Source organism: Amycolatopsis sp. A1MSW2902 (genome assembly GCF_017312175.1).
Classification (GTDB): Bacteria; Actinomycetota; Actinomycetes; order Mycobacteriales; family Pseudonocardiaceae; genus Amycolatopsis; species Amycolatopsis nivea.
Genome location: NZ_QJPO01000001.1, coordinates 7,107,630 through 7,133,322, shown reverse-complemented (window position 1 = coordinate 7,133,322; position 25,693 = coordinate 7,107,630). Strand labels below are relative to the sequence as shown.

The 25,693-nt window shown below is 69.4% G+C and carries 27 protein-coding genes; 16 read left to right on the top strand and 11 right to left on the bottom strand.

The window, feature by feature from the left end:
* Positions 1 to 13 precede the first annotated feature (13 nt).
* From DMP23_RS33200 to DMP23_RS33190, 3 genes are all read right to left on the bottom strand, one after another.
* The gene (locus DMP23_RS33200) at positions 14 to 163 is read right to left on the bottom strand and encodes a hypothetical protein (protein WP_009085794.1); all 150 of its coding nucleotides are present in this window, start codon (positions 161 to 163) and stop codon (positions 14 to 16) included.
* A gap of 164 nt (positions 164 to 327) precedes the next feature.
* Positions 328 to 1,263 (bottom strand): type I pantothenate kinase, encoded by a 936-nt coding sequence (gene coaA, locus DMP23_RS33195; protein WP_043837852.1) that lies wholly within the window; start codon positions 1,261 to 1,263, stop codon positions 328 to 330.
* 134 nt (positions 1,264 to 1,397) lie between these two features.
* Complete coding sequence (locus tag DMP23_RS33190) at positions 1,398 to 2,021, bottom strand: macro domain-containing protein (RefSeq protein ID WP_043837850.1); 624 nt, start codon at positions 2,019 to 2,021, stop codon at positions 1,398 to 1,400.
* A gap of 98 nt (positions 2,022 to 2,119) precedes the next feature.
* On the opposite strand from DMP23_RS33190, the gene pheA reads away from it, so the two are divergent.
* The 3 genes from pheA to DMP23_RS33175 all read left to right on the top strand — a co-directional run bounded on the left by pheA (position 2,120) and on the right by DMP23_RS33175 (position 4,459).
* The gene (pheA, locus tag DMP23_RS33185) at positions 2,120 to 3,025 is read left to right on the top strand and encodes a prephenate dehydratase (RefSeq protein ID WP_037807627.1); all 906 of its coding nucleotides are present in this window, start codon (positions 2,120 to 2,122) and stop codon (positions 3,023 to 3,025) included.
* Complete coding sequence (locus tag DMP23_RS33180; protein ID WP_337823451.1) at positions 3,022 to 3,639, top strand: histidine phosphatase family protein; 618 nt, start codon at positions 3,022 to 3,024, stop codon at positions 3,637 to 3,639. The genes pheA and DMP23_RS33180 overlap by 4 nt, the downstream gene beginning before the upstream one ends.
* A 151-nt stretch (positions 3,640 to 3,790) precedes the next feature.
* Positions 3,791 to 4,459: a DUF4232 domain-containing protein gene (locus tag DMP23_RS33175; RefSeq protein ID WP_337823450.1), complete on the top strand. Its 669-nt coding sequence runs from the start codon at positions 3,791 to 3,793 to the stop codon at positions 4,457 to 4,459.
* Positions 4,460 to 4,480: 21 nt separating this feature from the next.
* Here the strand turns inward: DMP23_RS33175 and DMP23_RS33170 are convergent, their stop codons facing one another.
* The 4 genes from DMP23_RS33170 to DMP23_RS33155 form a co-directional block, all read right to left on the bottom strand.
* Positions 4,481 to 4,939: a hypothetical protein gene (locus tag DMP23_RS33170; protein ID WP_238603620.1), complete on the bottom strand. Its 459-nt coding sequence runs from the start codon at positions 4,937 to 4,939 to the stop codon at positions 4,481 to 4,483.
* 56 nt (positions 4,940 to 4,995) lie between these two features.
* A complete protein-coding gene (locus DMP23_RS33165) occupies positions 4,996 to 6,237 on the bottom strand; it encodes an MFS transporter (protein ID WP_337823449.1) in 1,242 nt (413 codons plus the stop codon).
* Positions 6,238 to 6,390: 153 nt separating this feature from the next.
* On the bottom strand, positions 6,391 to 6,741 hold the full coding sequence (locus DMP23_RS33160) for a metallopeptidase family protein (RefSeq protein ID WP_037807040.1): 351 nt from the start codon (positions 6,739 to 6,741) through the stop codon (positions 6,391 to 6,393).
* 3 nt (positions 6,742 to 6,744) lie between these two features.
* Complete coding sequence (locus DMP23_RS33155) at positions 6,745 to 7,734, bottom strand: septum formation family protein (protein WP_337823448.1); 990 nt, start codon at positions 7,732 to 7,734, stop codon at positions 6,745 to 6,747.
* A gap of 97 nt (positions 7,735 to 7,831) precedes the next feature.
* Between DMP23_RS33155 and DMP23_RS33150 the strand changes: the two genes are divergently transcribed.
* The 4 genes from DMP23_RS33150 to DMP23_RS33135 are packed head-to-tail and all read left to right on the top strand — an operon-like array spanning position 7,832 to position 11,072.
* A complete protein-coding gene (locus DMP23_RS33150; RefSeq protein WP_337823447.1) occupies positions 7,832 to 8,446 on the top strand; it encodes a hypothetical protein in 615 nt (204 codons plus the stop codon).
* The gene (locus tag DMP23_RS33145; protein WP_037807043.1) at positions 8,447 to 9,613 is read left to right on the top strand and encodes a glutathionylspermidine synthase family protein; all 1,167 of its coding nucleotides are present in this window, start codon (positions 8,447 to 8,449) and stop codon (positions 9,611 to 9,613) included.
* A 54-nt stretch (positions 9,614 to 9,667) separates the two neighbouring features.
* Positions 9,668 to 10,120 carry a DUF350 domain-containing protein gene (locus DMP23_RS33140; protein WP_134727966.1) on the top strand — a complete coding sequence of 151 codons (453 nt, stop codon included), beginning with the start codon at positions 9,668 to 9,670 and terminating at the stop codon, positions 10,118 to 10,120.
* 37 nt (positions 10,121 to 10,157) lie between these two features.
* Positions 10,158 to 11,072, top strand: a complete 915-nt coding sequence (locus DMP23_RS33135) for a haloalkane dehalogenase (protein ID WP_337823446.1) — start codon at positions 10,158 to 10,160, stop codon at positions 11,070 to 11,072.
* A gap of 25 nt (positions 11,073 to 11,097) precedes the next feature.
* On the opposite strand, the gene DMP23_RS33130 is transcribed toward DMP23_RS33135, so the two are convergent.
* Both DMP23_RS33130 and DMP23_RS33125 read right to left on the bottom strand, forming a co-directional pair.
* The gene (locus DMP23_RS33130) at positions 11,098 to 11,634 is read right to left on the bottom strand and encodes a DUF4240 domain-containing protein (RefSeq protein WP_337823445.1); all 537 of its coding nucleotides are present in this window, start codon (positions 11,632 to 11,634) and stop codon (positions 11,098 to 11,100) included.
* A gap of 50 nt (positions 11,635 to 11,684) precedes the next feature.
* On the bottom strand, positions 11,685 to 12,965 hold the full coding sequence (locus tag DMP23_RS33125) for an aspartate aminotransferase family protein (RefSeq protein WP_037807052.1): 1,281 nt from the start codon (positions 12,963 to 12,965) through the stop codon (positions 11,685 to 11,687).
* Between the two features lie 152 nt (positions 12,966 to 13,117).
* On the opposite strand from DMP23_RS33125, the gene serS reads away from it, so the two are divergent.
* From serS to DMP23_RS33110, 3 genes are all read left to right on the top strand, one after another.
* Positions 13,118 to 14,386: a serine--tRNA ligase gene (gene serS / locus DMP23_RS33120; protein WP_078870231.1), complete on the top strand. Its 1,269-nt coding sequence runs from the start codon at positions 13,118 to 13,120 to the stop codon at positions 14,384 to 14,386.
* Between the two features lie 26 nt (positions 14,387 to 14,412).
* Positions 14,413 to 14,886 (top strand): hypothetical protein, encoded by a 474-nt coding sequence (locus DMP23_RS33115; RefSeq protein WP_337823444.1) that lies wholly within the window; start codon positions 14,413 to 14,415, stop codon positions 14,884 to 14,886.
* A 76-nt stretch (positions 14,887 to 14,962) separates the two neighbouring features.
* Positions 14,963 to 15,964, top strand: a complete 1,002-nt coding sequence (locus tag DMP23_RS33110) for a DUF3558 family protein (RefSeq protein WP_134664470.1) — start codon at positions 14,963 to 14,965, stop codon at positions 15,962 to 15,964.
* Positions 15,965 to 15,983: 19 nt separating this feature from the next.
* Here the strand turns inward: DMP23_RS33110 and lhgO are convergent, their stop codons facing one another.
* Entirely contained in the window at positions 15,984 to 17,168 is a 1,185-nt protein-coding gene (gene lhgO, locus DMP23_RS33105) for an L-2-hydroxyglutarate oxidase (protein ID WP_037807063.1), read from the bottom strand.
* Between the two features lie 61 nt (positions 17,169 to 17,229).
* Positions 17,230 to 20,307, bottom strand: coding sequence for a BTAD domain-containing putative transcriptional regulator (locus tag DMP23_RS33100; protein WP_337823443.1), 3,078 nt, complete (start codon positions 20,305 to 20,307; stop codon positions 17,230 to 17,232).
* Positions 20,308 to 20,421: 114 nt separating this feature from the next.
* Here DMP23_RS33100 and DMP23_RS33095 point away from each other — a divergent pair, with 114 nt between their 5' ends.
* The 6 genes from DMP23_RS33095 to DMP23_RS33070 all read left to right on the top strand — a co-directional run bounded on the left by DMP23_RS33095 (position 20,422) and on the right by DMP23_RS33070 (position 25,602).
* Positions 20,422 to 21,570 carry a DegT/DnrJ/EryC1/StrS family aminotransferase gene (locus tag DMP23_RS33095; RefSeq protein ID WP_443111304.1) on the top strand — a complete coding sequence of 383 codons (1,149 nt, stop codon included), beginning with the start codon at positions 20,422 to 20,424 and terminating at the stop codon, positions 21,568 to 21,570.
* Positions 21,571 to 21,596: 26 nt separating this feature from the next.
* Positions 21,597 to 22,526, top strand: a complete 930-nt coding sequence (locus DMP23_RS33090) for an NAD-dependent epimerase/dehydratase family protein (RefSeq protein ID WP_134664465.1) — start codon at positions 21,597 to 21,599, stop codon at positions 22,524 to 22,526.
* 37 nt (positions 22,527 to 22,563) lie between these two features.
* On the top strand, positions 22,564 to 23,781 hold the full coding sequence (locus DMP23_RS33085; RefSeq protein ID WP_374204169.1) for a glycosyltransferase family 4 protein: 1,218 nt from the start codon (positions 22,564 to 22,566) through the stop codon (positions 23,779 to 23,781).
* Positions 23,781 to 24,398, top strand: a complete 618-nt coding sequence (locus tag DMP23_RS33080) for a DapH/DapD/GlmU-related protein (RefSeq protein ID WP_037807071.1) — start codon at positions 23,781 to 23,783, stop codon at positions 24,396 to 24,398. Before DMP23_RS33085 ends, DMP23_RS33080 begins: the two co-directional genes overlap by 1 nt.
* An 84-nt stretch (positions 24,399 to 24,482) precedes the next feature.
* Positions 24,483 to 25,055: a Uma2 family endonuclease gene (locus tag DMP23_RS33075; RefSeq protein ID WP_337823441.1), complete on the top strand. Its 573-nt coding sequence runs from the start codon at positions 24,483 to 24,485 to the stop codon at positions 25,053 to 25,055.
* 10 nt (positions 25,056 to 25,065) lie between these two features.
* Positions 25,066 to 25,602 carry a Uma2 family endonuclease gene (locus DMP23_RS33070; RefSeq protein ID WP_337823440.1) on the top strand — a complete coding sequence of 179 codons (537 nt, stop codon included), beginning with the start codon at positions 25,066 to 25,068 and terminating at the stop codon, positions 25,600 to 25,602.
* Positions 25,603 to 25,693: the final 91 nt, after the last annotated feature.

The window sequence follows — 25,693 nt, the reverse complement described above, 5'->3', positions numbered from 1 at the left end:
CGAAGCTCAGGCCTCAGCTGGTCGGCTCCGCCGTGCCGCGTGCCTTCACTCGCCGTTCGCGCAGCGCGTCGTCGAAGTCGACGACGAACGCCCCGGCGGCCATCGCGACCAGCAGCGTCAATCCCAATACCGCGCCGACCCAGGTCAGGACGATAGTCAACATCGTGGCCTCCTCCGCAGGTCAACTGCTCTCGTCCTGCTGCTCTCAGGGTCGCTTGCGGACGGGTGCGCTGGTATCGGCCAAGTGGTTACGAAGACGCTGGCCGATCGGTCAATTACTCCGGCCGCTGTGCAACACGAGACCGGAGAGACGCGTGTGGGTGACCCTCAGAGCTTCCGCAGTCGAACACGGTTGATGGCGTGGTCGGCGTCCTTGCGGAGTACGAGAGTCGCGCGTGGACGCGTCGGCTTGATGTTCTCCATCAGGTTCGGCTCGTTGATGGTGCGCCACAGGTGCCGCGCTTCTTCGCGGGCCTCGTCGTCGGGCAGTCCGGCGAAGTGGTGGAAGTGCGAGGCGGGATCGGCGAACGCGGTGTGCCGCAGCTTCAGGAATCGCTCGACGTACCAGTGCTCGATGTCGTCGATGTGCGCGTCGACGTAAATCGAGAAGTCGAACAGATCCGAGACCGTCAGGCTCGGACCGGGCTGCAGGACGTTCAGTCCCTCGATGATGAGGATGTCCGGCCGCTCCACGACCTGTTCCTGGTCCGGGAGGATGTCGTAGGCCAGGTGCGAGTACACCGGCGCGGACACCCGCTCGGCCCCGGACTTCACCTCGGTGACGAACCGCAGCAGCGCGCGCCGGTCGTAGCTTTCCGGGAAACCCTTGCGGTGCATGATCCCGCGCCGGGTCAGCTCGGAGCGGGAGTAGAGGAACCCGTCGGTCGTCACGAGGTCGACGCGCGGGTGGTCGGGCCAGCGGGCGAGCAGGGTGCGCAGGATCCGGGCGGTGGTCGATTTGCCGACCGCGACGCTGCCCGCGATGCCGATCACGAACGGAGCCTTGGTGTTGCGACAGTCCTCGCCGAGGAACGTCGTGGTGGCCTCGTACAGCTGTTGCCGGGCCTTCACCTGGAGGTTGATCAGCCGCGAAAGCGGCAGGTACACGTCGGCGACCTCGGCGAGATCGATTTGTTCCCCGAGCCCGCGGAGCCGGACCAGCTCGTCCGCGGTCAGCGGCAGCGGAGTGGAGCTGCGCAGCTCCCGCCACTGTTCCCGATGCAGCTCTACATAAGGGCTGAGTTCACGGACCCGTGTGGGCATCGCACACTCCTCGGCCGTCGCCTGCGCTGGCTCCGTCTGCGCTACTTCCGTAACGCCGTATCAACGGTAGGGCTTACCGCGCGTGAACGCGCTGTGATGTGATGCACGCACCCCTGACCGGGGCGGGAATTCGATCACCGAAGGTGACCGTTTGCCCCGAAAACTTCCTGCCACGCGGCGGCGACCTGCCGGGCGCACGCGGCCGGGGCCACGCCGCCGACGCCGGTGCCGAGACCGGGCATCGCGATCGTCCGCACGGCCGAGGAGACCGGGCCGGAGTCCAGCTGTCCGCGCTGCCATTGCAGGAACACCGCGCGTGCCGCGAGATACGGGTGGACGGTGTCGGCGGGCAGCCGTTCGCCGGGTTCGCGCATCGTCGGCGCGCTGATCAGCCACGCCGGTTCGGATTCGCCGGTCGGGACGATCACCGACTCGCCGATCGGCAGCTCACCGCCGTAAGAAGCCAGTACCGCGCTGCGCACGCTTTGCTCGATGCCGGGGAACGCCCGCGAGTAGACGGCGTCGATCCCGCCGCGCATCCAGCCGTAGGAGTTGGCCGGGCTGACCACCGCCTGTGCGGAGATGTCGAGCACCGAACCGCGGTGCACCCGGACGGAGCCGCCGAAGTCCGCCACGGCGGAGGTCCACGCCGCGGCCAGCGGTTCATCGACGGCGCACAGCACCAATTCCGGCGTTCGGGGGGAACCCGGCAAACCGGCTTCCCCGTGCCCGGCGTGTGTGCCTGAGTCGGCGGTCACCCTTCCAGCATGGCAAAAAACGCCACCCGGCGTAACCGGTTTAGCCACCGGCTGTCCGAGTGAAAAGCGCCACGCCCGCGGTCGCTAGCCTGACCGTCGTGTTGCGGATCGCGTATTTCGGCCCTCAGGGCACGTTCACCGAGCAGGCCGCCCGCGCGCTCGCGCCGGGCGAGGACCTGACCCCCTACGAGACCGTCCGGCTGGCGTTGCAGGCCGTCCGCGACGGAGCCGCGGACGCCGCGTGCGTGCCCATCGAGAATTCCGTCGAGGGCGTGGTGCCCGCGACGCTCGACGGGCTCAGCGACGGGGACCCGCTCGTCGCCACGGCCGAGACGATCCTGCCGATTCACTTCAGCGTGCTCAAACGGCCGGGCAGCGGCGAAATCCGCACCGTCGCGAGCCATCCGCACGCGCTCGCGCAGGTGCGCGCATGGCTGGAAACGAATCTGCCGGACGCCACCCCGGTCGCCTCGTCATCCACCGCGGCGGCGGCCGTCGGCGTGGTCGAGGGCGATTTCGACGCGGCGGTGTCCGCGCCGGTCGCGATCGAGCACTACCCGCTGGAGGAGCTGGCGACCGGCGTCGCCGACGTCCGCGACGCGCAGACCCGGTTCCTGATGGTGCGCCGCCCGGGCGAACTGCCCGCGCCCACCGGTGCCGACCGCACGTCGATCGTCGCGGCGGCGGTCAACCGCACCGGGACGCTGTCCGATTTGCTGGTCGAACTGGCCGGCCGCGGGATCAACCTGACCCGGATCGACGCCCGGCCGACGCGCAACAACTTCGGCGAGTACCGGTTCTTCATCGACTTCGAGGGCCACGTCGCCGAACCCCGGATCATCGACGCGATGACCGCCCTGCGCCGCCGTTGCCACCTGCGCTTCCTCGGTTCGCACCCGCGGGCCGACGAGGTCGCGGCCACCATCGAAGAGGGCGCGGGGAACCAGGATTTCCTCGACGCGCAGGCGTGGGTCGACGCGGTTTTGAAGGGAGAGGGCGCATGAGGTTGCTGCTGGTCCGGCATGGGCAGACCGAGGGCAATGTTCGCCGGGCGCTGGACACCGCGTTGCCTGGTCCGCCGCTCACCGAACTCGGCCGTGAGCAGGCCGCAGCGCTCGCCGAACAGCTGAAAGACGAGCCGATCGTGGCGGTGTACGCGTCGGAAGCGGTGCGTGCGCAGCAGACCGCGGCGCCGCTGGCCGAGGCGTTCGGGTTCGACGTGCAGGTGATCGAGGGCGTCAAGGAGGTCGACGCCGGAGACCTCGAGGGCAACACCGACCTGGACTCGATCGGCGTCTACCTGCGGGTGGTGAAGGCCTGGACGCAAGGCGACCTCGAGGTCCCGATCCCCGGCGGCGAGACCGGTACGCAGGTGCGCGACCGGATGCTCGGCGCGGCGAACGAACTGCGGGCCAAGCACGAGGAAACGTCGCCGGACGGGGTGGTCGTGCTGGTCAGCCACGGCGGCGCGATCCGGCTCGCCGGCGAATGGCTGGCCTCGAACGTGCTCGCGGAGCTGGCGAACGAGGCCCTGATCCCGAACACGAAGTTCGTCGAGCTGGAAGCCCGCGACCACGGATGGGAGTGCCTCCGCTGGGTCGATACCCGCCTTTCGTGAGCGGTCGGTCACTCGTGCGGGGAAACGCTGAGTGAAGCCGGGCCCGGTGGGGAACTCACCGGATGCGGAGCAACCCCGTCCGGACCTGGCACGTCCTCCGGATGAAGGTTTCACTCAGTTAGGCGTTCACCAGCACAGCGAGGCGAGTGAGATGGCAAACACGAAGAAACCGTGGATTTCCCTGGTCTTCCTGTCCGCAGTGGGCGCGTCGGGGGCGCTGCTGCTTTCCGCGTGCGGCCAGGGCGCACCCGCCGCGAGCGGCCCGGCGAGTTCGGACACCCCGTCGAGCAGCCCGATGTCGTCGGCTTCGTCCGCCGCGTCGTCCGCTCCGTCTTCCGCGTCGTCGTCCGCCCCCAGCGGCGGCACGGCGCCGGCCGAGAAACCACCCGCTGACAACGGCCTGTGCAAGGCCGGCGACGTGTCCCTGTCGCTGGGCGGCGGCGACGCCGGCGCCGGCTCGGAGTACCGGCCGCTGCTGATCAAGAACACCAGCAGCACGCCGTGCACCATCCAGGGCTTCCCGGGCGTGTCCTACGTCGGCGGCGCAAACGGCACCCAGATCGGCCAGGCCGCCGAGCGCGACGGCACCAAGGGCGCGCCGGTGAAGCTGGCTCCCGGCCAGACCGCCGCGGCCGACCTGCAGTTCGCGCAGGTGCGCAACTTCGACCCGGGCGTCTGCAAGCCGACGCCGGTCAAGGGTCTGCGCGTGTACCTGCCGCAGGAGACCGCGTCGAAGTTCGTGCCGCTCGACGGCCTCGGCTGCGCGGGCACGAACATCCCGGGCAAGCAGCTCGGCGTGAAGACCGTGCACAAGGCCTGACCGGTCGCTCTGCGCGTGGGGTCAGCCCCGCGCGCAGAGTTGTTCCGCCTGGACGACGGCGGCCTGCCCGTCGCGGTTGTCGAAGCGGCTGCTGAGCACCATCTTGTTCACCGCGTCGAGGGCTTTGGCCAGCGGCTGGTAGTTGCCGTCGAAGGTCGCCGCCGCTTTGGCCAGCTCCGCCGCGCCGGTGACGCGGTGCACCGAGTCGTCGGACATCCGGGTGAATTGGGCCGCGTCGACGCCGCCGGTGGTGTCCGGGATGTGCCCGACGCGAGCGAACGCGGCGCAGGCTGCCGCGGCGTCGACATTCGCTCCGGCACGCTGGCCGGACAGCCCCCACAGCAGCCCGAGCACGCATCCGCCGAGCACGAATCCGGCGACCGCGGCGATGACGAGCGGCCGGCGGGAGGCGGGCGGCGGCGATTCGAGTTCGGTGTCGCGGTCGTCGTCCGGCAGCGGCGGGGTGTCGAGTGCAGTCATCGCATACCTCCGGCGGCCGGGGTGAGGTGCTATTCCAGCACCAAACCCGCGCCGGATCACTGCTGCGAACGGACTCCGTCGCCGGTCGAGGCCGTTTTGTCATCGAGCGGGTGCCCGCGCAGCGCGAACAGTGCATAGCCGGTCACGAACAGCAGCAGAAGGCCGGACGCGGCGAAGGTGTCGCCCGCCGAACCGAGCAGTTTCGTGAGCAATCCGCCGAGCAGCGCGCCGAGCGGGATCGCGCCCCAGACGACGGTGCGCCAGACCCCGAGGACGCGCCCGAGCAGTTCGCCCGGGACCAGCGTGTGGCGTGCGGTCGCGAGCACGACGTTCACCGCCACCACTGCCGCCGCGAACACGCCGAACAGCACCGCGGACACCACCGGCTGCCGCACCAGGCCCATCCCGCCGAAGCCGAGCGCGCAGAACAACACCCCGCCGACCAGGACCGTCCGCCGTCCGATGCGCCGGACCAGCCGCGGCGTCAACCCGGCTCCGAGCAGTCCGCCAGCTCCGCCGACGAACGCGAAAGCGCCGAACGTGGCGTCGGACAAATGCAGGTCTTCCAGCGCGTACAGGACCAGCTGCGCCTGGGCCAGCTCGCTGATCAGGCTGAGCAGACCGGCGATCGCGAGCAGCCGCAGCAGCAGCGAATGCCGCCGCAGCCAGCGGAAGCCGTCCGCGAAATCCGCGCGGATGTGCGACTTCGTTTCCTGCCGCGGCCGGTAGCTGCCCGCCATGCCCAGCAGCACCGCGGCGCCGACCGCGAACCCGACCGACGAGAGCAGGAACGGGAAGACTGCGAACAGCGCGAAGGTGGCACTGCCGACCGGGCCGCCGAGGAACGTCTGCCCGACGATCTCGCACGCCTGCAGCTTGCTGTTGGCACTCTCCAGCCGATCCGCCTCGACCAGCTCGGGCGGCAGCACGTTCGCCGCGCTCTCCGCGACCGTCTCGGCGATGCCGACGAGCAGCGACGCGACGTAGATCGTCCAGATCTCCACCGTGCCGAAGGCCAGCAGCGCGGTGACCGCCGCGACCACGAGCGCGCGCATCGCGTTCGCCGCGACCATCGCCTTCTTGCGGTCGATCCGGTCGACGAGCGTGCCCGCCGGGATGGCGAACAGCAGCCACGGCAGGAACTGCACCGCCGACAACGCGGCGATCTCCACCGGATCGCGGGTCAGGGTGGTGGCCAGCAGCGGGAAAGCGACCTTGGCGATGCCGTCGGCGAGGTTCGAGGTGCCGCTCGAGGCGAGCAGCCAGCGAAGCCGGCTGTCCGTCTGACGATGCGACACGAACCACCTCACGAGGAAAGGAAACGCCCTGGTGAGGTCAGTCTAGGGAGATCGGCGGCGTTCTGTGACGCTTTGGTGACCTTCGGTGTTTTCCGTGGTCGCGGCGTCGTGCCGGGCAGGGAAGAGCAACGGGCGGACGGGGTTCCGCCGGAATCAGCCCCAGCCGAGCTCGTGCAGCCGCTCGTCGTCGATGCCGAAGTGGTGGCCGAGCTCGTGCATCACGGTGATCAGCACTTCCTCGACGACGTCGTCCTCGGTGTCGCAGATGTCGAGGATCGGCTCCCGGTAGATCGAGATCCGGTCCGGCAGCGCCCCGCTGTAGTGGCTGGTGCGCTCGGTCAGTGCGATGCCGTGGTAGAGCCCGAGGATGTCCGGTGCTTCCTCGTTGAAGTCCTCGACCAGCACCACGACGTTGTCCATCGCCGAGGCGAATTCCGGGGGCACCTGGTCGAGCGCGTCGGAGACCAGTTCCTCGAACCGCGCCTGGCTCATCTCGACGGGCACGGCTCAGTTGCCTCCGCCGGCGCCGGAGCTGGAACTGGGCGGCGGGCTCTGCTGCTGGCCGGACGAGTTAGCCGCCCCGCTCTTCACGCTGCCGGTGACGGCCTGGAACCCGCTGCCGTCCTGCAGCGTGGCCGCGACCTTGCAGTTGACCTTCGTGGACCCGGCGTCCCAGCTCTCCTGCTCGCGCGAGTCCCAGCCCAGGGTGAGCTTCTTCGAGGAGAGATCGGCGCTGCCGGTGTACTCCTTCGCGGCCTTGTTGCACTCGGTGTCCAGCCAGGACTTCTGGTCGTCCAGCTTGGGGTAGCCGTCCTTGAAGTGCGAGGCGAGGTCGAGCGTCGCGATGATCTCGTACGAGTGCGGCTTGCTGCAGTCGACCGGGTCGCCGACGCCCTTGCCCGCCAGCGCGAGGCAGGTGCCCGGGGCCCACACCATCGACTGGTCCTGGGTCTTCGCCGCGCCGGTGGTCAGCTGCAGCGTCCCGCCCGGACCGGCGAACTGCAGGCCGCAGCGCAGCTGGCGGTCGCCCTGGGCCCACTGCGCCGACGTGGGCCGCAGCAGGTTGGTGGTGAGCTTGCCGTACGGGTCGAGCGGATGGCCGAGGTACGGCCGCACGTCGGCGTTGCATTGCTGCTGCGCGATGTCCTGCCACTGGTCGAGGCTCGGGAACGGAGCCTGCTGCGGGAACTTCGCGCCGATGTCGACCACGGTGGTGACCTCGAACAGGTGCGGCTGCGTGCACGGCACCTGGTGCGCGTCGGAGGCGTCCTTGGCGTTCCAGGCCAGGCAGGTGCCCGGCGGCGAGTGGAACGCCTGCTGGGCGGCCTCGCTGAGCTTGCCCTCGCCGCCGCCCGCGCCGCCGGCGAGCGTGTCGGTCCAGGAGAAGGCGACGCTCAAGGCCAGCGCGATGACCGCGCCGAGGAACACCCCGGCCATCACCACGCGGGTGGTCAGGGTCTGCATACGCGAAGGGAACCGCTCCGAGCGTTGAGACATCGATACCCATGATGCCCGCGCCGCATGAACCGCGCGTGTGCCGGGTCGATTAGGGTAGAACGCGGGGTTTGCAGTGCTGGGGGATTACGGAGCGCACATGACGCAAGACGACAACAGCGGCGTGCAGCCGCCCGAGGAGCCGAAGAAGCCGGGTTCGATGCGGTTCCAGGACGCGAACACGCAGCCCCGGCAGCCCTCGGTGGCCGAACAACGGGCCCGCAAGCAGGCCATCGCCGACCAGGAACGCGAACGGCAGGCAGCCGTCGCGGCCCGGGAGGCGGCGGACGCGAAGGCGGCCACCAAACGCAAGATCCTGATCGGCAGCGGGGTCACTGTCGGTCTCGTCGGGCTGGTCGCGACGTTCTACACGATCGCGAAGCCCGCCGAGATGACCGCGTCCTGTGTCACGTCCGACGGAGTAATCCAGGACGACAAGTACTGCGACGAGAGCTACGCGACCAGCCACGGCGGGCACTACAGCGGCGGGTTCTGGATCATCCCGCTCCCGGGCGGCGGCTACTCGCAGTACCGCTACAACTACGGCGGCAGCGGCAGCATCGGGCAGCACGTGTCCGGCGGCAGCTACACCGCGCCGTCGGGCAACACCAACGTTTCGACCAAGTCGGGCACCAGCGTCCAGCGCGGCGGGTTCGGCATCAGCGGCAAGAGCGGCAGCAGCTTCGGCGGGACCGGGAAGAGCGGAGGCTCATAGGTGTATCGGGACCGGCGGGAACCGCGCCGCGACTGGCAGCGGATCGTCGAAGAGCAGGGCCTGGTCTACGGCACCCCGGCGCGCGACGGCACCGGCAAACCGCGTCCGTACTGGGACGAATCGGTGCACTACGTCTTCGACATGGACGAGGTGCTCTCGCTCGAGGCGGACGTCGAACTGCTGCATTCGATGTGCCTGGAGGCCGTCGACAACGTCGTGACCACCGAGCAGTACCAGCGCTTCGGCATCCCGGAATGGGTGTGGCCGCACATCGCGGAGTCGTGGAAGCGGCAGGACCCGCACGTCTACGGCCGCTTCGACCTGCGCTACGACGGCAAGTCGCCGGCCAAGCTGCTGGAGTACAACGCGGACACGCCGACCACGCTGCTGGAGGCGTCGCTGCTGCAGTGGCACTGGAAGACCGACGTCTTCCCGGAAGACGACCAGTGGAACTCCATCCACGAGAAGCTGGTCGAGCGTTGGGAGGAGATCGGCGGGAAGCTGCCGTCGAACGAACTGCACTTCACCTGGTCCTCCGCCGACCCGAGCGGCGAGGACCACGTGACCACGGCGTACCTGCAGGAGACCGCGGCCGAGGCCGGGCTCGACACGGTCGGGCTCGCGATCGAGGAGATCGGCTGGGACCCGGTGCTCAAGCGGTTCGTCGACCTCGCCGAGGGACAGATGTCCACGGTGGTGAAGCTGTACCCGTGGGAGTGGGTCGTCGACGAGGAGTTCGGCAAGTTCGCGGTGGAGACCATGCCGCGCACGCTGTGGGTCGAACCGCTGTGGAAGATGCTGCTGTCGAACAAGACGCTGCTCGCCGTGCTGTGGGAGAACTATCCCGGGCACCCGAACCTGCTGCCCGCGTTCGCTGACGATCCCGGCCTGCTCACCGAGTACGTGCGCAAGCCGAAGCTCGGCCGCGAGGGCGCGAACGTGCAGATCGTGGCCACCGGGTACGAGACGCAGACCGACGGCGTCTACGGCGCGGAAGGCTACGTCTACCAGGCGTTCGACCCGCTGCCCGAGTTCGACGGGTACCGGCCCGCGCTCGGCGCGTGGATCGTCGGCGACCAGTCGGCGGGGCTCGGCATCCGCGAGACCAGCGGACTCGTCACCGACGACGGCGCGGCGTTTGTGCCGCACCGGATCCCGGAGTCGTGATACAACCCTGGATGTCCGATTCAACTGGCTGAATTGGCCATCCAGGGAGACCCCGTGACCACGACCCTCGCGCTGCCCGCGACCTTCGGTTCCGATCTCGTGCGCGGGATCGGCGCGATCCTGCTGTACGGCATCGTCGGCCTGCTGCTGATGTTCGCCGGCTTCTACGCGATCGACTTCACCACGCCGGGCAAACTGTCGAAGCTGGTCACCCGCGGGCTGCCGAACGCGGTGATCGTGACCGCGTCCGGGCTGCTGTCGATGGCGTTCATCGTGGTCGTGGCGATCTACAGCTCCGCGAGCGACCTGACCGCCGGGCTGATCACGTCGCTGGTCTACGGCCTGATCGGGGTCATCGTGCAGGTGCTGGCGGTGCGGCTGCTGGAGTGGGCGACCCGGATCGACGTCGGGTCCACCATCCAGAGCGAGAAGTTCGCGCCGGCGAGCATCGTCGTCGCGGCGGCGCACCTCGGGCTCGGGCTGGTCGTCGCGGTAGCGATTTCGTAGCGTTCGCGCACTGCCGCGCGGTCCCGTTCCCACTAACGTGGGAACCGTGCGACTCCTCAGGACGCCGGAAGACCGGTTCGCGGACCTGCCCGATTTCGCCTTCGAACCTCAGTACACCGACCTGTCCGACCCGGACGGCGGGCTGATCAGAGTCGGCTACGTCGAGGCCGGGCCCGCGGAGGGGCCGCCCGTTCTGCTGCTCCACGGCGAGCCGAGCTGGTCGTTCCTCTACCGGAAGATGCTTCCGGTGCTGGCCGATGCCGGGCTGCGGGCGATCGCCCCGGACCTGGTCGGGTTCGGCCGCTCGGACAAGCCGGCGGAGATCGTCGACCACACGTACGCGCGGCACGTCGAATGGATGCGGCGGTTCGCGTTCGACGTGCTCGGGCTCGAAGGGGTCACGGTCGTCGGGCAGGACTGGGGCGGGTTGATCGGGCTGCGGCTGGTGGCTGAGCATCCGGGGCGGTTCGCCGGGGTGGTCGCGGCCAACACCGGGCTGCCGACCGGGGACGTGGACATGCCGCCGGTGTGGCACAAGTTCCGGGAAGCCGTGGAGGGCGCGCAGATTCTGGACGTCGGACGGTGTGTGCAGTCCGGGTGCAAGACGCCGCTGCCGGAGGACATCCGGGCGGCTTACGACGCGCCGTTCCCGAACGAGATGTACAAGGCCGGGCCGCGGGCGATGCCGGGGCTGGTGCCGACGCGACCGGACGATCCGGCGTCGGACGCCAATCGGGCGGCGTGGGCGACGTTGACGGATTTGGACGTGCCGTTCTTGTGCGCGTTCTCGGACGGCGACCCGATCACCGGCGCGATGGGGCCGATTCTGCAGCGTTCGATGCGCGGGGCAGCTGGTCTGGACCACCCGACGGTGGCCGGGGCTGGGCACTTCCTGCAGGAGGACGCGGGGGAGACGCTCGCGGAGCACGTGGCGCGGTTCGTACGGCGCTGACTGGACAGCACCCGCACGGCAGGGATCAGTTCAGGTACGCCGCGGCGAGCCGGGGCAGCCTGCGCCGCATCTCTTCGGCGTCCTCGTAGTCGAACTCCCACTCGGGATCCAGCGGCGGGTACCGGATGGTGAACGAGTCAGCCGGAAGCTCCTCTCCGGTCGCGTCGATGTGCGCGCTCGAGGCGATGCCCAGGGTGGCTTCGCACTCCAATTCTTCGCCGTCCACGGCGGCTGCGCGCACCGCGGGCAGCTCAGCCAGTTCGTCCGGGGCGGCCACGATCCGCTCGAAGACCTCCCGGCCCTGAAGGACCAACCAGCCGCGGAAGTACTCGAAGCCGTCGTCGGAGCAGCCGCCGTTGGCGAGGTAGGCGGCTGCCCACAGCGGGCCGCGGTAGGAGTCGGCCAGCAGGTCCCAGACGATCTGCTGGGCGGCCACGATCTCCTCCCGCGGGCGCGCGGCGAGCAAGGCGCAGGCTTGTTCGGCTACCTCGTAGCTGTCTTCCGGTGCGGAGGCCTGGCCGCGTGCCTCGTCGATCAGGGCCCAGAACTGTTCGGTGTTCACGAGCACGGATCTTCGCACCGGGGTACGACAAAACCGGGCGGAGCGAGCGGTCAGGACAGGGCGGCCAGCGAGTCGAGCAGGATCTGCAGTCCTTCGGCCGCCTCGGCTTCGGTCAGCGTCATCGGGGGCCCGATCCGCAGGACGTTTTTGTGCAGCCCGCCCTTTCCGATGAGCAGTCCGCGCTTTTTCGTTTCTTCCAGCATTTGCTTGGCGGCAGCGGTATTCGGCGTCGTGGTGCCCGGTTCGATCAGTTCGACGCCGATCATCAGCCCCTTGCCGCGCACCTCGCCGACGTAGGGGCTGTTCGCCGCGCGCAGGCCGCGCATCAACTGGTCGCCGCGGGCTTTGCAGTTGGCTTGCAGGTCGTGCTCGTCGATGTAGTCGAGGACGGCCAGCGCGCCCTGCATGGACACCGGGTTGCCGCCGAAAGTGGAGAACGACTCTGCCTGGAAGCAGTCCATGACGTCGCCCCGGGCGACCACGCCGCCCACCGCCAGGCCGTTCCCGAGGCCCTTGGCGAAGGTCATCATGTCCGGCACCACGTCGTGGGCCTCGATGCCCCAGTAATGGTCGCCGGTGCGGCCCCAGCCGGTCTGGACCTCGTCGGAAATGAAGAGGATGCCGTGCTCGTCCAGGACTTCCTTCATCGCCTTGAACAGGCCGTCCGGCGGGGAGCTGAAGCCGCCCACGCCCTGGATCGGCTCGGCGATCAGGCAGGCCACGTCGCCCGCGGTGGCGGTTTCCAGGAGTTCCACCAGGTCGGCGACGCAGGCGTCGATGTAGGCGGTGTCCGGCAGGTCGCGGAAGGGGCTGCGGTAGCGGTAGCCGCCGTGGACGTAGTTGACCTTGATCGGGCTCAGCGACGACGCCGACCAGCCGCGGTTGCCGGTGATCGCGACCGTGCCGAACGACCGGCCGTGATACGAGTTCCGCATCGCCAGCACCTGGTTGCTGCGGCGGTACTGGGTGGCGAGCATCAGCGCGGTGTCGTTGGCCTCGCTGCCGGAGTTGGTGAAGAACACCTTGGCGTCCGGGATGCCGGAGCGCCGCGCGATCCGTTCGGCGAGTTCGACCTGCGAGCGGATCAGGTACAGCGTCGAGGTGTGCAGGACGCCGGTGTCGAGCTGCTTGCGGACCGCGTCGCTGATCGCGGGGACGTCGTAGCCCATGGCGTTGGTGAGCACGCCGGCGAAGAAGTCGAGGTAGGTGCGGCCGGTGGAATCGGTCAGACGGCGATCCTGCGCGTGCACGATTTCGATCGGCTCGTCGTACAGCAGGGACATCCAGGACGGGAGCACCGCGCGGTGGCGCGCGAGCAGGTCGTCGGTCATGTGAGTTCCCTCCGCTCCGGGTTCTAGCGAGTATGGGGAGCGCGGGAAACGGGCGACAACGATCAGACTGTCGGGTTGTCTTCGGGGCGGCGCACAGTGTGTACGGGAAACCGCGTCGAAGCCGTGGCTGGCCTGCGACTACCCTTCTGTCCGTGATTGACCCCAGGACTCTGCGCGAAGACCCGGAAGCCGTGCGCGCGTCGCAGCGTGCCCGTGGCGAGGACGAGGGAGTGGTCGACAAGCTGCTCGACCTCGATCAGCGCCGCCGCTCTGCGATCGCGACCGCCGACAAGCTGCGGGCCGAGCAGAAGTCCGTGTCCAAGCAGGTGCCGAAGGCCTCCGCCGAGGACAAGCCCGCCCTGCTCGCCCGCGCCAAGGACCTGTCGGCGCAGGTCAAGGCCGCCGAGGTCGAGCAGAACGAGGCGTCGGAGGAGTTCGACAAGCTGTTCCGGATCCTGCCGAACCTGGTGCACCCGGACGCGCCGATCGGCGGCGAGGACGACTTCGCGGTGCTGAAGACCGTCGGCGAGGTGCCGTCGTTCGACTTCGCCCCGCGCGACCACCTCGACCTGATGGAAGGCCTCGGCGCGCTCGACATGGAGCGCGGCGCGAAGGTGTCGGGTTCGCGGTTCTACTTCCTGTCCGGCGTCGGCGCGCAGCTGCAGCTCGCGCTGCTGAACATGGCCGTGGCGCGCGCGACGGCGAACGGCTTCACGCCGATGATCACGCCGTCGCTGGTCCGCCCGGAAATCATGGCGGGCACCGGCTTCCTCGGCGCGCACTCGTCGGAGGTGTACCGGCTGCGCGACGACGACCTGTACCTCGTGGGCACGTCGGAGGTCCCGCTCGCGGGCTACCACTCGGACGAGATCCTCGACCTCGCCGCCGGTCCGCGCCGCTACGCGGGCTGGTCGTCGTGCTACCGCCGCGAGGCCGGGTCGTACGGCAAGGACACCCGCGGCATCATCCGGGTGCACCAGTTCGACAAGGTCGAGATGTTCGTGTTCGCCAAGCCGGAGGACGCGGAGGCCGAGCACGAGCGGCTGCTGGGCTGGGAAGAGGACATGCTCGCCGCGATCGAGGTCCCGTACCGGGTCATCGACACCGCGACCGGCGACCTCGGCACGTCCGCCTACCGCAAGTACGACTGCGAGGCGTGGGTCCCGACGCAGGAGACCTACCGCGAGCTGACCTCGACGTCCAACTGCACCACCTTCCAGGCCCGCCGGCTGTCCGTCCGCTACCGCGACGACAACGGAAAGCCGCAGACGGCCGCCACCCTGAACGGCACGCTGGCGACCACGCGCTGGATCGTCGCGATCGTGGAGAACCACCAGCAGCCCGACGGTTCGGTCCGGGTGCCGGTGGCGCTGCGTCCGTTCCTCGGCGGGCTTGAGGTGCTGGAGCCGGTCAAGCGCTGAACTTCGCGAAGGCGAGACAACCTCAGATGGAATCCGACAGAGCCCTGATCCCCGCTCTGCGCAAGGCCGGTGCGCTGGCCACAGTGGACTATGCGCTGGCGTTCGCCGTGCTCGCGGTCGCGGGCTGGCTGCTCTTCGCCGCGGAAAAGGGGACGCACGCGTCGTTCCGGTTCGGGCTGATCGCGATCGGCGGCGCGGCGTTCTGCCTCGTCGTCAACGGGGTCATGCTGGTCCGGGGGCGGGATCGGCGGCCGATGTTCCGGTCCGCGGACGCGCAGTTCCTCGCGACGCTCCGGCAAGGCGCCCTGCGGATCTGGCTGTTCGGTCTGCTGCTCGCGGCGATCGGCTCCGGCGTCATCCTGCTGGTGCCGAACTCGCATCCGTTCCGGCCGCAGGTGAACGGAACCACGATGGCCATCGCGATCGCCGCCGCCGCGGTGGTCGTGGCGGCCGCCGGGGTTTCCGCGTTCGTCCTGCGGCGCGCGGTGCCGAAACCGTGATCTCCGGTCCTTCCTTCGCGTTCCGCAGGTGCGGAACCCCGCTGCTCAGTAGGGTGCGGAGCGGAGGAGGCAGCTGATGAGGTGCAAACAAGCGGCGGTCGCCCTGGCGGCGGTCGCGATGCTGCTCGCCGGGTGCACGCAGCAGGTGAGCGGCGTGGCTTCGCCGGTGCCGGGGCAGGGGCCGGTCACGCCGGTCGTCGAGCCGTGCCAGCTTCTCGACGCGAAGCAGCTCGCCGGGCTCGGCTACAAGCCGCCGGGCCGGTCGGTGAAGGCGCGCAAGGAACAGCGCGCGCCCGCGATGTGCTTGTGGACCGGGACGGACACCGACCACACGGTGGTCATGTCCGTCGGCTGGTCGGTGGACCTGAGCCTCGACGACTACCTCCAGGGCGCCCTCAAAAAGGCCGACCCGGTACAGCTCGGCGGCTTCCCGTGGACGCGCTACGCCGGGTTCATCAACGGCAGCTGCGACCTGTACACGACGCTCGGCCCGAAGTCGTTCGCCTTCGTGAGCGTGTCCTATCCGGACGACGCGCAGGCGTGCGAACGCGCGAAGAAGGTCATCCCGCAGGTCGCCGCGCACCTGCCGGGCGGGCAGCCCGCGCCGTCGATCGCGCCGAGCACGCCGCCGGAGGGCACCGCGCCGACCGGGCCGCTCGCGTCGGTCAATCCGTGCCAGCTGTTGAAGCCGGAACAGGCGCAGCAGCTGAAAATGGTGCCGAACGGCGAACTCGACAGCTCGAAGGTCATCTCGCCGAACGTGACCTACTGCCTGTGGAAGGACACCGACGGCGACGGCGGGCAGAAGCCGTTCGAGGTCTGGGTCGGGCCGGACGTTCCGCTGAAACGCTGGCCCGGCATGGAGGTCGCGCCGACCGAGCAGATCGACGTGAACGGCCGGAAGTGGTCGCTGTTCCCGAACTTCAACGATTCCGGCGGCGTGATCTGCGCGGCCGGGCTCCCGGTTTCGGACACCGCCTCGATCCAGATCGTCAGCGGGCAGCTGGCCGACAAGACCAAGGCGTGCGACGCGATCAAGGCCGGAATCCCGATGGTGTCGGGGAATCTGCCTTCCTGAACCGTCTACATCGGACGGTTCAGTCGGTCACCCGGTCGGCGATGTACTTGGCGATCTCCAGCGCGCTCGTCGCCGCCGGGCTCGGCGCGTTGAGCACGTGCACCTGGTCCTTTGTGGACTCGATGAGGAAGTCGTCCACCAGCGAGCCGTCCGGGCGCAGCGCCTGTGCCCGGACGCCTGAACCGTGACGGACGATGTCGTCCTCGGTCACCGCGGGCACGAGCTGCGCGAGGCTGGCGGCGAACCGCTTCTTCGAGAACGACCGCAGCACCTCTTCGAGGCCGGTCGGGTACGCGTACTTGCGGGCGAGCTTCCAGGCACCGGGGAAGCGGGCGACGTCGGCGAGATCCTTCACCGACACGTCCGCCCAGCGGTAGCCCTCGCGGCGCAGCGCGAGCACGGCGTTCGGGCCCGCGTGGACGCTGCCGTCCAGCATGCGGGTCAGGTGCACGCCCAGGAACGGCAGCGTCGGGTCCGGCACCGGGTAGATCAGGCCGCGCACGAGGTGGCGGCGCTCCGGCTTCAGCTCGTAGTACTCGCCGCGGAACGGCACGATGCGCGCGCTCGGCGTGATGCCGGCCATCTCGGCGACGCGGTCCGCGTGCAGACCGGCACAGTTGACCAGCGCGTCCGCGTGCAGCACCTCGGAGCCGGTGGCCACCTCGACCCCGCCGCCGCGAGCCGGGCGGATGCCCAGCGCGGGGGTGTTCAGCCGCAGGTCCGCGTCCGCCTCGTCGAGCAGCCGCACGAGCGCCGCGCACACCGCGGGGAAGTCGATGATGCCGGTCGACTCGACGCGCAGCGCGGCGACGCAGGACACCTCCGGCTCGTACTCGCGGGCCTCCGCGGGGGTGATCCGCTTGGCGGGCACGCCGTTGGCCTCGGCCCGTTCGGCGAGCGTGTCCAGCGCGGGGATCTCCTCCTCGCGGGTCGCCACGACGAGCTTGCCGCACACCTGCACCGGCACCCCGTACTGCCTGGCGAAATCCACAATGGACCGGTTGCCGCCGACCGACATCCGCGCCTTGAACGAACCGGGCTTGTAGTAGAGCCCGGCGTGCACGACGTTGGAGTTGTGCCCGGTCTGGTGCGCCGCCCAGCGAGCTTCCTTTTCGAGCACCGTCACGTCCTGGCCGCGCTGGGACAGCTCCCACGCGACCGACAGCCCGACGATTCCCCCACCGATCACAACTACGTTCCGCACGGCAGGGAAGGCTACGCGCTCCGGTGCGGCGCTGCGTACCCCCCGACGGCGTGGTACCCGTTCACTGAACCGGGGACAATCCGGCCAGCGCGAGGCGGTGATGCGGTTCTAGCTGCTTACCGGCGGTGTACGCGGCGGTGAACCCGTCCGGTCCGAGCGCCTTCTCCGCGGCCTCGGTGACCTGCGCGACATCGTGCTGGCCGGGCACGGCGGCCCCGCGCACCGCGGCCGCCGCGCCGAGCAAGGCTGCGGCATCGGCGAACCGGCCCTCCTCGGCGAAGACCCCGGCGACGCCCTCGAACGCGGTGGCCAGTGACCCGTGGTCATGCCAGCGGTGCGCGGTTTCGACGCCGAGCTGCATTCTGCGGCGAGCATCCTCCGGGCGGTGCTCGGCCACGTCGATCCAGCCGAGCGCGATCGACGCGGCTGCCCGCACGATGGCGGCCGAGAACGAGTCCGCCGCGCATTCGGCGAGCGCCTGCTCGGCCAGCGCCCGCGCACCGGCCAGATCTCCGGAGCGGCGGGCGATGCCGGACAGACCGACGTGACCGCTGGCTCGCGTCTCGGGCATCCCGGTGCGATGGGCGAGTTCGACGGTCCGCTCGTAGTCGGCCTTCGCGCCGGCGAGGTCGCCGCGCAACGCTCGGCTGTCGCCGCGACGGCACAGGAGGTCCGCGTAGTCGTCGGTCGCGCCGAGCGTCTGCATGAGCGACAGGGACTCGGTCATCGCGGCGAGCGCTTCCTCGTGGCGGCCGCGCAAAACCAGCAGTTGCGACAGGTGGTCGAGCGCCATCGACAGTCCCCAGCGTTCGCCGAGCGCCCGGTAGCACGCCTCGCCTTCTCGCAGACCGCGTTCGGCTTCGTCGAGTTCCCCGGCGAGCATCGCGCGCAGACCGTCGCCCATCGGCACGAGCGCGGTGAGCCACGGGTCGGGATGCTTTTCAAGCCCGGACAGCCGGAGCCGCGCGTCCTCGTCGTCGGGCGGCCCGAGCACGACACCGGACAGCATGAGCATCATCGGATGCTCCGGGGTCCAGGAGCTTTCTGCTAAGTACCGCTCCACATAGGACCGATAGTTCGCCGTCTCGGCGGCTTCCGGGGCACCGGCCATCGCGGTCAGCAGGCACATGAGGAATTGCTCGCGGTGCCCTTCCGGCGGCTCCGCTTGGCAGTGGCGCACGATTTCCATCGACAGCGCCGCGCCTTCGTAACGGCGTCCGCGCAGCCACCAATACATCGACAGCGCGGCGGCGATCCGCAACGCGGTGGGCGGATCTGCCGCGGCCGACCACCGGAGCGCGGCCACGATGTTGTCGTACTCAGCGTCGATTTTCCGCAGCCAGTCCAGCTGGTCCGCGGTACGCAGCTTCGGGTCGGCTTCCTCGACGAGCCGGAGGAAAACCTGCGCGTGGGCTTGCCGGAAGCGTTCGGTCTCGCCTGCGGCGTCGAGCTTTTCCACGCAGAACGCACGGATCGTCTCCAGCATCCGGTAGCGCCCGCTCGACGGTTCGACGAGCGACTTGTCGGCGAGTTCGGGGAGCAGGTCGACGGGGACGTCGCACACCTGCTCGGCGTACGCGAGCGTCGCGCCTCCGGTGAAGACGGTCAGCCGACGGGCGAGGCGGCGTTCGTCGTCATCGAGGAGATCCCAGCTCCACTCCACGACACCGCGGAGCGACCGGTGCCGCTCGTCGGCGGTGCGGCTGCCGCGGGCCAGCAGCTGGAAGCGGTCATCGAGCCGCGCGGCGATGTCGGCGACCGGCAGCGTGCGCACGCGGGCGGCGGCCAGTTCCAGCGCGAGCGGCAGGCCGTCGAGCGCGGTGCAGATCCGTACGACGTCGGCCGCCGTTTCGCCGGTCAGCCGGAAAGCAGGGTCGCTCGCCCGGGCGCGGTCGAGGAACAGCCGGACGGCGGGGTAGGTCTCCGCGTCGGGTGCGTCGGGCGGTGGGACGGCGAGGCGGGGTATCGGCGCGAGCTGTTCGCCGGTGATGCCGAGCGGTTCCCGGCTCGTCGCCAGCACCCGCAGCCCGGGGCACGCGGGCAGCAGCTGCGCGACCAACCTCGCGGCTGCGGCGATGACGTGTTCGCAGTTGTCCAGCACCAGCAACGTCGCCTGGTCGCGCAAGGCCGAGACGAGGCGGTCGACCGGGTCCTGGCGACCGCGGGCGCCCTCGCGCAGGCCGAGCGCGGTGAGGACGGCTTGCGGAACGTCGTCGGCGACGTGCGGGGCCAGCTCCACGAAGACGCACGGTCCCGCGTTCGCCGCGGCTTCGATGGCCAGCCGGGTCTTCCCGGTCCCGCCGGGGCCGAGCAGCGTGACGAGCCGGGCCTGGCGCAGGAGATCCGCGACCTGCCGCAGTTCGCCGTCCCGGCCGACGAAGCTGGTGAGCTGTGCGGGCAACGGGGTCGCGGCGTTCGCCGACTCGCCGCGCAAGGCGGCCAGGTGCGCCTCGGTGAGGTCTGGACCAGGGTCCGCGCCCAGTTCGTCGGCGAGGGTGCGACGGGCGTCCTCGAACGCGGCGAGCGCTTCGGCGGTCCGCCCGGTGGCGTGCAAGGCTCGCACCAGCTGAGCCCGCGACCGTTCGCGCAGCGGGTTCTCGGCGATGGCGGTGCGCAGTTCGTCGAGGACGTCGGCGGCGCGGCCGAGCGAGATCTCCGCGTCGACCCGGTCGGCAGCCGCTTCGGCACGCAGTTCGGTCAGCCGGGTGGCCTGGACCTCTGCGGCGGGGACGTCGGCGAACGCCGGTCCGCGCCACAGCGCGAGCGCCTCGCCGAGCAGGTCGCTGGCCCGCGTCGGGTCGCCCTCGGCCAGTTCGCGGCGGCCCTCGCCGGCCAGCCGCTCGAACCGGTGCGCGTCCACTTCGTCCGGTTCGATCCGGAGGCGGTACCCCGCCGAGGTGAGTTCGATCGGCAGTTTCAGCGCACTGCGCAGCCGCGAAACCTGCGATTGGAGCGCGTTGGCCGCGCCGTCCGGCGGTTCCTCGCCGTAGAGCCCGTCGATGAGCCGCTCGGCGGACACGAACCGCCCGGCGTCCGCCGCGAGCAACGCGAGCAGCGCCCGGCCTCGCGGGCCGCCCACGGCGACCGTCCCGCCCGCGCCGTCCCAAGCGACGACGGCCCCCAGCACCCCGATCCGCATCCCGTGAGCCTATGCCCGGAACGGGTGCTTACCCGTGGGTTCTGTCCCCGAAACAGGAGGCAAACGCGACTTCTATACACTTTGGCGCGACCCCGCGCAATGCGGGACACCCCGATGCACAGGAGATCTACAGTGGGCGAACCCGTCCTGCTCGGGAAGCCGACCGTCGGCGACGAAGAGCTCGCAGCCGTCGCCGAAGTGTTCCGTTCCGGCTGGCTGGCCGGCGCGGGCCCGGCGTGCCGTCGCTTCGAGGAGCGGTTCGCGCAGCTGACCGGCACCGCGCACGCTCTCGCCACCAGCAACTGCGGCTCCGCCCTGTTCCTGGGACTGAAGGTGCTCGGCGTCCAGCCCGGCGACGAGGTGATCGTCGGCGACTACACCTTCCCGGCGACCGGCCACGCCGTGCTGCAGGCCGGTGCGAAGCCGGTCTTCGCCGACATCCGCCCGGACATCTTCAGCGCCGACCCGGCCGCGATCGAAGCGCTCATCACGCCGCGCACGGTCGGCATCCTCGCCGTCGACGTCGCGGGCCAGCCCGGCGACTTCGACGAGTACCGCGCCATCGCCGACAAGCACGGTCTGTGGCTGTTCGAGGACGCCGCCTGCTCCGCGGGCGCGACCTACCGCAACCGCCCGGCCGGCAGCCTCGCCGACCTCGCCGCGTTCTCGTTCCACGGCCGCAAGGGCATCACCGCGGGCGAGGGCGGCGCGCTGGTCTCGAACCGCGAGGACCTGATCGCGCACGCGCGCAAGATCCACACCTACGGCATCGAGCCCGCGATCAGCCGCGAAGGCTCGGACACGCTGCCGATCCCGTCCTTCCACGAGCTGGGCTGGAACTTCCGGCTGTCGGACATCCAGGCCGCGATCATGGGCGTCCAGCTCGACCGGCTGCCCGACCTGCTCGCCGCCCGCCGCTCGGTGGCCAAGCGCTACCACGAGGCGTTCGAGGACGTCGACGCGCTGACCGTGCCGGTCGAGGCTCCCGACCGCGAACACCCGTGGCAGGCCTACCTGATGACGGTCGCCCCGGAGATCAGCCGCGACGCGCTGGCCCTGCGGATCCGCGAGCAGGGCGTGCAGTGCAACTTCGGCACCTACGCCTCCCACCTGCAGCCGGTGTACGGCGAGCAGCAGCCGCTGCCCGTCTCCGCCGACGCCTTCCGCCGCCAGCTGGCGATCCCGATGCACGCGGAACTCACCGACAGCGAAGTCGAGCGCGTGGTCACCACCGTGCGCGAAGCCGTGTCCGCTCTTTCCTGACCCGCCGACCTCCCTGAGGAGAACCCATGTCCGACAAGAAAGTTTTCTTCACCGGCGCCGGCGGTTTCATCGCCTCGCACGTGATCCCGATCCTGCTGGAGAAGGACTACACGGTCCGGATCTTCGACAACATGACCCGCGGCGACCGCGACCGCGTCAACGAGTTCGTCGCCACCGGCAAGGTCGAACTGGTCGAGAAGGACGTGCGCTACGGCGTCGGCGTCCGCGAGGCCATGCGCGGCTGCACGCACGCGATCCACTTCGCCACCGTGTCGATCAACAAGTCGATTGCGGACCCGGGCGAGTCGATCGACATCAACATGGTCGGCAACAACAACGTCTTCGCGGCCGCGGCCGACGAGGGCGTCGAGCGCCTGGTGTTCGCTTCCAGCGCCTCGGTGTACGGCGAGCCGGAGAAGCTGCCGATGCACGAGGACGACAAGCTGAACCCGCTCACCCCGTACTGCATCTCGAAGCGCGCGGGCGAGGACCTGCTCGGCTTCTACGAGCGCACCAAGGGCCTTTCCTGGAACGCGCTGCGGTTCTTCAACGTGTACGGCCCCGGCCAGAAGATCGAGGCGTACTACACCTCGGTCATCAACCACTTCATCCAGCGCCTGCGCGCCGGCCAGCCGCCGATCATCGACGGCGCGGGCGACCAGTCGATGGACTTCGTGCACGTGACCGACCTCGCCAAGGGCGTCGTCGCCGCGCTGGAGTCGGAGCAGTCGAACCTGCCGATCAACATCGGCACCGGCATCGACACCTCGATCGCCACCCTGGCGAAGATCCTCATCGAGGCGGTCGGCGTCGACGTCGAGCCGGTGTTCAACAAGCGCGACGTCCTCGTGTCCCGCCGCGCCGCGGACATCACCCGGGCCCGCGAGGTGCTCGGCTGGGAGCCGGAGATCACCGTCGAAGAGGGCATGCGCGCGTTGGTGCGGGACTCCGAGTGAGCCTCGCCGTCGGCGCGTCTTCCGAGGGGAATGCGTAATGAGCACTGCGGGCCCGGCCGAAGGAAAGCCCATGCGGATCGTGGTGGTGAACAACTTCTTCCCGCCGCGCGTGGGCGGGAGCGCGCACATGTCGGCCTCACTGGCCGCCGAGTACGCGGCTGCCGGACACGAAGTGCTGGCGATCACCGCTGCCTACGGTGACGCGCCGGCGGAAGAGGAGCGCGACGGTTACCGCGTCGTGCGCCTCCCCGCGGTGAAAATGCCGCAGCTCGGCCTGTCGATCGACTTCGACATGACGTTCGCGTCGATGCGGCCGGGCAACTGGCGGCGGCTGTGGAAGCTGCTGAACGAGTTCAAACCGGACGCGGTGCACCTGCACGGACAGTTCTTCGACCTGTCCTGGATGGTCGGCATCTACGCGCGCCGGCACAAGCTGCCCGTTCTGCTCACTATCCACACGCTGCTGATCAGCGAGAACAAGATGTACGGCCGCGTGTTCCGGGCGCTGGACGCGATGCTGGTGAACCCGGTGCTGAAGTATCTGCGCCCGCGCTTCGTCATCCTCGACAAGCTCGGCGTGGACTACTGCGTCGAGCGCTACGGCACGAGCGACGAGAACTCCGAGTACTTCCCGATCGCGGTGGACACCGGGCACTTCGCCAAGCCGGTGACCAAGGACGTGCGCGCGGAACTGGAGATCGGGGACGCGCCGCTGATCGTGTCGCTCGGACACGTGATCCCGCTGCGCAACCGCCTGCCGCTGATCGAGGCGCTGCCCGCCATTCTGGAGCGGCACCCCGGCCTGCGCGTGGTGATCGTCGGCCGGGTGTACCACGACGCGTTCCAGCAGCGAGCCAAGGAACTGGGCGTAGCCGACGCACTGATCGTCACCGGCGCGGTGCCGAAGGCGGACGTGCCCGCGTACTTCGCGGCGGCGGACATCGTGACGCACGACCTGAACGGCGGCTGCGGCACCGCGTCCCTGGAGGCAATGCTGTCCGGCACGGCGACCATCGCGTCGGTCACCGAGGACAACTACCCCGGCATCGAACTGCACAACGGCGAGAACATCCTGCTGGTGCGGCCGAACGATTCCGAGGCGGTCAAGTCCACCGTGCTGTCCCTTTTGGACGATCCGAAGGAACGCGCGCGGATCGCCGAGCGGGAAGCCTCGATGGTCCGGGACAACTTCGGACTGGACGTAGTGGCCGAGGAACACCTGCGGGTGCTCACGAAACTGGTGGCGGACAACTGATGTTCTTCGACGACGAGCGCAGCAACCGGCTGCGCCCGATGATCCTGAACGACCTCGTCGCGCAGTACATGAACGACGCCGAGCGGGCCGCGTTCTACGGCCTGCCGGAGTCGTGCCGCGTGCGCGAGCGAGTCAAGATCGTCAGCCCGGACAACCTCACGATGGGCGAGCACTGCTGGGTCGGCGAGGGCGCGACCCTCGACGCCAGCGGCGGGCTGGAAATCGGAGAGCACACCAGCATCGGGCTGAACACGCTGGTGTTCACGCATTCGAGCTGGCTCGCGAACATGGCGCTGGAAAACCATTCCGGCAGCGACCTGATCGAACGCAAGCCGGTGAAAATCGGCAAGGGCTGCTTTATCGGCGGCCTCGTGGTGATCATGCCGGGCGTCACGATCGGTGACTTCGCGACGGTGCAGCCGAACTCGGTCGTCGCGAAGGACGTCCCGGCACGCTCCTTGGTGGCGGGCAACCCGGCGCGCGTGTTCCAGCGCTACGACGAGGAGTACATCGAGGCGGAGGTCAAGCGGGTCCGCGAGGAAAACGCCCGCCGCCGAGCGCTGTCGGACGACTCGTCCGGGTGGGGCTCTCCGTCAGGCGACTTCACGGAGAAGTGATTCGGACACGGTGCGTCACGCGCTGGCGGATGCTCCGGGTAACATGGGACACTGCTCTCAGTCACTGTCGGTGAAGGAGATCTCATGAGTGTCCTTGAATGGCCTCACCACCTCCTGACCCTTGACGACTGGGCGGACCTTCCGGCGCACCCGGAGGTCCGAGTCGAGGTCGTCGAAGGGGTCCTGTCAGTGTCGCCGCGTCCGATGTCGCTCCACCAGCTGATCATCAGCAGATTGCCGTATCTGCTGACGATGCAGCTGCCGCCGGAACTGGTGGCGGTAGGCGAATTCGAGACGGTGCTGGCCGAGATCCCGCCCACCGTGCGGGTGCCGGATGTGCTGGTCGCCCCGTCGGACCTGATCGAAGCCAACGTCCCGCGAGTCGGGGCGAGCGACGTTTCCCTGGTGGTCGAGGTGCTTTCGCCTGCTACCAAGGACGTCGACCTGGGTGCGAAGCTTTTCGAGTACGCCGATGCGGGGATCGAGCATTACTGGATCGTGGATCTGGATCCGCCGGTGAGCATGATTGCTTACCGGCTCATCGACGGTGATTACGAGAATTTCGGCGAGTATTCCGGCGGAGTGGAGCTGGAGGTCGCGGGTGTGCCAGTGAAGCTCGATCTGAACTCGTTGATCGACCCTCGCGCGCAGCGCTGACTCTCGAATCTTGCCGGTTTTCGCTGATTGGACAGGCCGCCCGGAAGACCGGGCTGAGGTCGTCGACGGAGTTCTCGTGCCGTCGCCGCGTCCGATGTGGTTCCACCTGCGGTCCGTGACGCGGTTGGCTTTCTTGCTCGACGAGCAGCTCTGCCCGGAAATGAGCGCCGGTGCCGAGGCGGAGCTGCTCCTGTGCGAGAGCCCGCTGACGATCCGCGTTCCGGACGTCGTCGTGACCTCGGCTGAGGTCGCGGAGTCCAACCCAGCACGGATCGCCGCGGCGGATGCCGAGCTGGTGATCGAGGTGCTGTCCCCGGGAACGAAGCACGTCGACCAGGGCGCGAAGCTGTTCGAGTACGCCGACGCCGGTATCGAGCATTACTGGATCGTGGATCTGGATCCGCCGGTGAGCATGATTGCTTACCGGCTCATCGACGGCGATTACGAGAATTTCGGCGAGTATTCCGGCACCGTCGAACTCGAGGTCGCGGGCGCGCCGGTGAAGCTCGACCTGAGCGCACTTGTCGACCCTCGCGCGCAGCGCTGACCCGAACACCATGCGTCGCCGTTGAGACAAGACTGACCAGCCATTACGTCGACGCACGTCCCCCGCCCCCGTAACCTGGACAGCAAGGCCA